Source organism: Myxococcus sp. AM011 (assembly GCF_013372595.1).
Lineage (GTDB): Bacteria > Myxococcota > Myxococcia > Myxococcales > Myxococcaceae > Myxococcus > Myxococcus eversor.
In genome coordinates this window covers 1-5,743 of sequence record NZ_JABXEM010000431.1, presented here as the reverse complement: position 1 = coordinate 5,743, position 5,743 = coordinate 1, and the positions used below count along the sequence as shown (strand labels likewise).

Below are 5,743 nucleotides of genomic sequence, written 5' to 3'. Positions count from 1 at the left end.
CCCCCGCCGTCACCACCAACGTCTGGCCCAGCGGATGGGTATGCCACGCGGAGCGAGCGCCGGGCTCGAACGTGACGTAGGCACCCGCGGTGCGCGAGGGAGCGCTCGGCTGGAAGAGGGCATTTTCATCTCAGCATCCTTTCGGGCGCAAAGCCCCTATTAGACGCGACCGACGCGATAGGCCCTGAAGCCTCGCTTCACAACAATGCCGGAGGCTCCGTCACGGCGGGCGGCGGGCTCGACAGGCTGTGCAGCCTGATGAGCTGGAAACAGGAGATGACGGCACAGAGGAGAATGAGGGCGCCCATCAGGTACCACCCGATGAGGAAGATGACGGCGCCGAAGAGGAGATTGAACGGGAGGGCAATCCAACCGGGGATGGGGCTCCGCGTGAGCACCAGCAGCCCGGCGAGTCCCAGGAGGGGAGACACGAAGCACAGCCCCCCCAGCATCGAATGGAAGGGCTCTCCCTTGGGCGAGGCCATCGTGGACTGGACGCCCACCACCACAAGCAGCACCGCCGCGACACTTTGGGTGATGGCCAGGTCCCGCAGCAACTCCCAGCGCAGGACGGTGGGCACCTTCTCTCTCGCGCGACAATCAGCGCAGTGCGTTCGCTCGGACGCGAGCGTCTCTGGCAGACAGGCTTCACAGAAGAACCCGCCGCAGCGAGGACAAGTCTGCACCTCTTCCACCCGAGGGTGCCGGGGGCAGCGCGCCGCCGGTTCCTCCGGGGAAGGCTCGTCCATGCCGGCGGAGAGCGCCTGGAACACCGGCGGCGCGGGCGCTCGCGTCGCACCCGCGAGCGAGGCGAGACACCGGGGGCAGAACTCCGCGTCGCGAGGCGCCACCGCGCCACAGGTGCAGCGCACGCGCTCGGTGTCCTCGACCATACCCGTGACCTCGGCCCAGCGCGCCGTGTCCAGGACCTGACCGGCCTCCCAGATGACGGTGCTGCCGGGCTCGGAGTCCCGAGTGAAGAGGCCAGGCTTGACGTCGGCGAGGAAGCCCTCCGGCATCGCGCGCGCCGCGTGACGCCGCGTCCCCGGCTCACCAGGCCCCAGGCCCATGGACGGGGCCAGGGTGACAGCGAGAGCGGGAAGGCCGACACCCGTGGTGGCCAGCACACCGGCCCTGAGGAGCGTGCTCGACAGCGGGCGGGCCACGGGCCGGACCTCCACCTGCTCCAGCGTGTCGAACAGGCGCCAGGGAGGACGCACCCGCGTGGCGTCCTCGGGAACAGGCGCCTCGATGAGGAAGAGCAGCTCCTTCACGCCGGCCTCGAGGTTCAGCGGAAGAACCCACCGCAGCGCCTTTCCCCCCTCCAGGGAAGGGAGGCTCCCGCGCCACACCTCCCGCCGCGTCGCGGCTTCGACGACGCGCAGGCTCATCGACGGCGGCAAGGGCGTGAAGGCCGCCTGGAGCCAGATGACGGCGCGCGCCTCGGTGCCGTCCACGGCATGGAGGACGGGCTCCACGTGGAGCTGGACCCCCCCGAACTCACGAGGCTGCCGCCCGAGCGCATCGAGGATGTCCGGCAGAAGGCTCTCTTCCATGGACGGAAGGCAACAGCAGCCGCCCGCCAAAAACAACGGGGGAACACCGACTCCCGGAGGCACAGCCACCCTTGACTCCGATGGCGCACAGGCAAGCACATCGGATTCCAGGTCCCGATGGACCTCACTCCGGGTGCGCACCGCAATGCCAGAACCCCGCGAGCCGCCCGCATGAAACATGTGTCAACTGTCATCAAGCATGTTCCTGAACCCGGGGACGGCACGCGTACTCAAGAAGACGCGACATGTGACAGAGTCGTCACCTTGCTGGATTTCCAGAGGGACCGCTGTGCCTGGAAACCCGTCATCGTCGTGGCTTCTCCGTGAACACAAAAACACTTCTGTCCCGGGGATTGTCAGCAACCCGTGTTACTGGTGTATGGAGCCGCTGTCTCACTGTCGTCCCCCCGAAAACAGGAGTTCCCAGATGCGTCGTCTCGGGTCAGTCGTTCTGTCCATGAGCCTCTTCGTCGGCTGTGGTGTCGCCGAAACCGAATCGCCCTCTCCCGCGCCCGTGCAGAGCGAGCAGCAGCAGGCGCCGCTCACCGCCTCCGACGTGGACGTGGCCCCGGAGTGCCAGGGCATCCTCACGTTCGTCAACACCGCCACCTTCGCGAAGCTCGACCAGTACCTGCCGAGCAACGTGGCGACCAACATCGTTGCCCGTCGCGCCACGGCGAGTTTCGTATCCCTGGCGGACCTGTCCTCCGTCTCCCTGGTCGGCGAGGCCCGCCTGGCGCAAATCGAGAGCGGCGCGCGCGCCGAGGGCGCCATCACCAGCACCTGCGTCGGAATCATCGACCAGCTCGCCGTCTCCGTGGATGACCAGGCGGAGCTGGTCTCCCTGGTGAACAGCATCAGCGACACGGAGCTGCACGACGTGCTGCCGTACGCCTGGAACGGCGCGGTGAACCTGCTCAACCAGCGCCCGTACGCCTCCGCCCACGCCATTGGCGGCACCACCGGCATTGGCGCGGTGAGCCTGCGCAACCTCCGCAACGCCGCCACGCTCAGCAAGCCGCTGGAGTCCCTCATCAACGCGGTCAACGCCCTGCCCCAGCCGGACCACGGCGCGAAGATGGCCCGTCACTTCAACTGGTACGACGTGCTGGGTGACCGCTACTACCACTTCGGCATCCACGAGTGCTTCGGCTTCGAGCCGGGCGAGTCGCCGTTCGACGCCCCCCTGCGCGCCACCCCGGCGGACGCCGCCGAGGTCCGCGGCAACTTCCTGAGCGCGCTGAACTTCGCCAACCGCAACAACCAGCTCAACCCCACCACGTACGCCCACGGCGTCAACAACCTGAACGCCCTCACCGAAGGCCGCTCCTTCAAGGGCTGCTACTTCGGCTACGCGAATGACCCGTGGAGCGGCAACAACGTCGCGTTCTTCGTCGACACCGTGTCTGGCTTCAGCCTGATGACGCGGACCTACTGGAGCGAGTGATTCCCGCCCGCTCCTGAAGTCAGCCCCAGGTTCCTATCAGGAGCCTGGGGTTTTCATTTTCGGGCCCGGCTGTCGCGGGGGGCGCGAGGAGTGACGTCGTCTGCGCCTATGGTCCCGCGTCGGGCGACACGCAGGCGTTGCTCAAGGCGGTGGACCAGAGCTGGCTTGACCGCGTCTCGTCATACGCGCCGAAGAACACACGCGAGCCCACCTTGAGGAACCCGTAGGGATAGGACGACGGGTTCTGCGCCTCGGTGGAGATGTTCTTCAGGCGCCGCGTCCCGCCCGGAGTGCCGTTGCTCACCCAGGGCTCCACGCCGATGCCGCCATCCTCGAGCGAGCTGAAGAAGACCAGGTCATCCGACACGGCGACGAGCGGAGCGCCGTACTCGTCCGACAGGCTCATGGGCCGACGCAGCAGGGTGGTTCCCGCCGCGGTGCCATTCGTCACCCACAGCTGCGTGTCACGCACCCCCGGACCGTTGGTGCCGATGTGGACGGAGAAGAAGAGCTTGGAGCCACCCGGGGCCTTGCTCACCTCGTTGATGAAGGGGAGCGCCACGCCCTGCGAGGCGTAGGCGTTGGGCAGGCTGACCACGGACGTCGGATTGCCGCCCGCGAGCGGCACGCGGTAGAGGACCATGTACTGGGTGGTCACCGACGTGGTCGTGACGTAGGCCCAGGAGCCCAGCGCCCCCAGAATCTCCACGACTCGCGAGGAGCCGAAGGACGCCAGCCGCACGGTGCCCGCGGCGGTGCCATCCGTCTTCCACAGCTCCTGCAGCCCGGAGGACTCGCCCAGGATGAACAGGGTGCTCTCGTCCGAAGACTCCACCGAGCGGATGAAGGCCTGCGCTCCGGAGGTGAGCTTCTTGAGCCGGACGGTGCCCTGCGTGGTGCCGTCCGTCTTCCACAGGCTGGTGCCCGCGCCGGACAGCTCACGCACGAAGAAGAGCAGCGCGCCGCCCGCCTTCGCGTCCAGGTAGCTGACGTCCATCTCCGTGCCGAAGTCGCGCAGGCGCACCGTCCCCGAGGACGTGCCATCCGACCGCCACAGCTCGTAGCGGGTGCTGGGGGACGTGGTGCCGTCGTACGTCTCCTTGAAGAACACCAGCGCGTCGTCCACCGGCGTCAGGTGGCTCAGCGAGGAGTGGTCCGGGCCGGGTGTCAGGTCCTTGACCAACGCGGTGCCCGGGCCCGTGCCGTCGCTCGCCCACAGCTCCATCCCATGCGCCGAGTCCCCCGCCATGAAGAACAGCCGGGAGGGCGTCGCGGTGAGGTTCGTGACGATGGGCCAGAACGTCCCGGTGGAGTTCGGGAGGCTCTTGACCTGGAGGGTGCCCGCCTCGGTGCCATCGCTCTTCCACAGGGCGCGGCGGCCGTCCTCGAAGTTCACCGCGAAGTGGAGCGTCCCCCGGAAGTCCTCGAAGGGACCGGGGCCCGCCGAGAAGAGGGCACTGCCCAGCTCGGACGGAGGCAGGATGGCCTTCACTCGCTGGGTGCTCGCCTCCGTGGGGAGGCAATACGACGCGTCCAGCCCCTGCTCCACGTCCGCCGAGGAGGCAGCCGACTCTTCCTCGGGCAGTGCTCCCCCGCAGCCCGCCCCCACCACCAGCAACGACACCATCCACCCACCGCGCCACGACATGCCGCCCCCTACAGGAAAGACTGGGAGGGAGGGTGTGTCCCATGGTGCCCGGTGCAAAGTGCCCGCAAGACCTACCTTGCTCGCCTGCTTGGAGGGACAGCGCGTGCGGTGGGATTCGCACCTTCGCGTCAGGCGGGCTTCGGAGCTTGTCCACTCCACACGTGGGGCGCATGCCCCTCGTGCCGGTTGCTCACGCACCCTCGTCGAAGTGCTTGAGCGGCACGGTGGCATCGCCACGGACGTGCTGCTCCCTGGAAACAAGTACGAGGACCACGCGAGGAAGCGACTCGCGCTCTCCCACGCTCGTGGAAGACGTGCGGACGCTTCCCGGGGTGTCCTCGGCGGCGCTGGCCAGCACCGTGCCCTTGAGGGGTCGCAACGGGGTCCGCAGCGTGCTGTTCCCCGGAGAGTCACCAACCGCCGCGGATACGCGAGAGCTGGCCACGTTCCGCACCGTGAGCGAGGGCCTCTTCAAGACGCTGGGAATCCCGCTGAAGGAGGGACGTGCCCTCACGGACACGGACACCGCGAGCGCGCCCCAGGTCATGGTGGTCAACGAGACCTTCGCGCGCCGGCACTTTCCAGACGGGCAGGCGCTGGGCAAGCGGGTGAAGTTGACGATGGACGGCGAGGACTACCGCGAGGTGGTGGGCGTGGCGCGCGACGTCCGCCACGGCTCCGTGGGCGAGACGTGGTCGACGCGAGCCTCGGCCCCACGCGTGTCATGGGAGGACTGCTGGCGCTGCTCGCGAGCTGGCTGCCCGCGCGCCGCGCCCTCCAAATCCCACCCAGCGAGGCCCTTCGCTCGGAGCAGTGAAGACCGAACCTCAGACGCATTCCATGAAGTCTTTGCAGACGCACTGACCTCCCAGCGGGCTGCACTGAAAGAAACAAGAGCAGTCCTCGTTGGTGCAGATGTTCTGACACGACTCCAAGCCCGCCTCCGCCTGCGCCGGCTGAAGCACCCCCAACGCGCCTCCGACAACGACGCCCACGACAAAGACCCACTTCTGGAATCCCTTGCGCATGACAAGCCTTTCGATGGGGACGGCGGCGTCAAGGCTAACACAATCCAGCAAGCCTCCCGCCCCC

The 5,743-nt window shown here is 67.9% G+C and carries 5 protein-coding genes and 1 pseudogene; 3 read left to right on the top strand and 3 right to left on the bottom strand.

Annotated elements, in window-relative coordinates; translation table 11 throughout:
* Positions 1-197: 197 nt before the first annotated feature.
* Positions 198-1,556, bottom strand: coding sequence for a hypothetical protein (locus HUW62_RS45355; protein WP_176437985.1), 1,359 nt, complete (start codon positions 1,554-1,556; stop codon positions 198-200).
* 457 nt (positions 1,557-2,013) lie between these two features.
* Here HUW62_RS45355 and HUW62_RS45350 point away from each other — a divergent pair, with 457 nt between their 5' ends.
* Positions 2,014-3,003, top strand: coding sequence for a hypothetical protein (locus tag HUW62_RS45350; RefSeq protein ID WP_368670643.1), 990 nt, complete (start codon positions 2,014-2,016; stop codon positions 3,001-3,003).
* A gap of 106 nt (positions 3,004-3,109) precedes the next feature.
* Here HUW62_RS45350 and HUW62_RS45345 read toward each other — a convergent pair whose 3' ends face one another.
* Entirely contained in the window at positions 3,110-4,651 is a 1,542-nt protein-coding gene (locus tag HUW62_RS45345; RefSeq protein WP_176437983.1) for a hypothetical protein, read from the bottom strand.
* Positions 4,652-4,692: 41 nt separating this feature from the next.
* On the opposite strand from HUW62_RS45345, the pseudogene HUW62_RS50230 reads away from it, so the two are divergent.
* A pseudogene (locus HUW62_RS50230) lies at positions 4,693-5,262 on the top strand (ABC transporter permease); the annotation flags it as partial.
* An 80-nt stretch (positions 5,263-5,342) separates the two neighbouring features.
* On the top strand, positions 5,343-5,468 hold the full coding sequence (locus HUW62_RS49455; protein ID WP_255204005.1) for a hypothetical protein: 126 nt from the start codon (positions 5,343-5,345) through the stop codon (positions 5,466-5,468).
* A 10-nt stretch (positions 5,469-5,478) separates the two neighbouring features.
* Here HUW62_RS49455 and HUW62_RS48235 read toward each other — a convergent pair.
* Positions 5,479-5,743 (bottom strand): hypothetical protein (locus HUW62_RS48235; RefSeq protein WP_255204004.1); only part of this gene is annotated, 265 nt, incomplete at its 5' end.

Excerpts from the sequence above, each read along its gene's own strand:
- HUW62_RS45355 (WP_176437985.1), bottom strand. The coding sequence starts at position 1,556 with ATGGAAGAGAGCCTTCTGCCGGACATCCTCGATGCGCTCGGGCGGCAG.
- HUW62_RS45350 (WP_368670643.1), top strand. The coding sequence starts at position 2,014 with ATGAGCCTCTTCGTCGGCTGTGGTGTCGCCGAAACCGAATCGCCCTCT.
- HUW62_RS45345 (WP_176437983.1), bottom strand. The coding sequence starts at position 4,651 with ATGTCGTGGCGCGGTGGGTGGATGGTGTCGTTGCTGGTGGTGGGGGCG.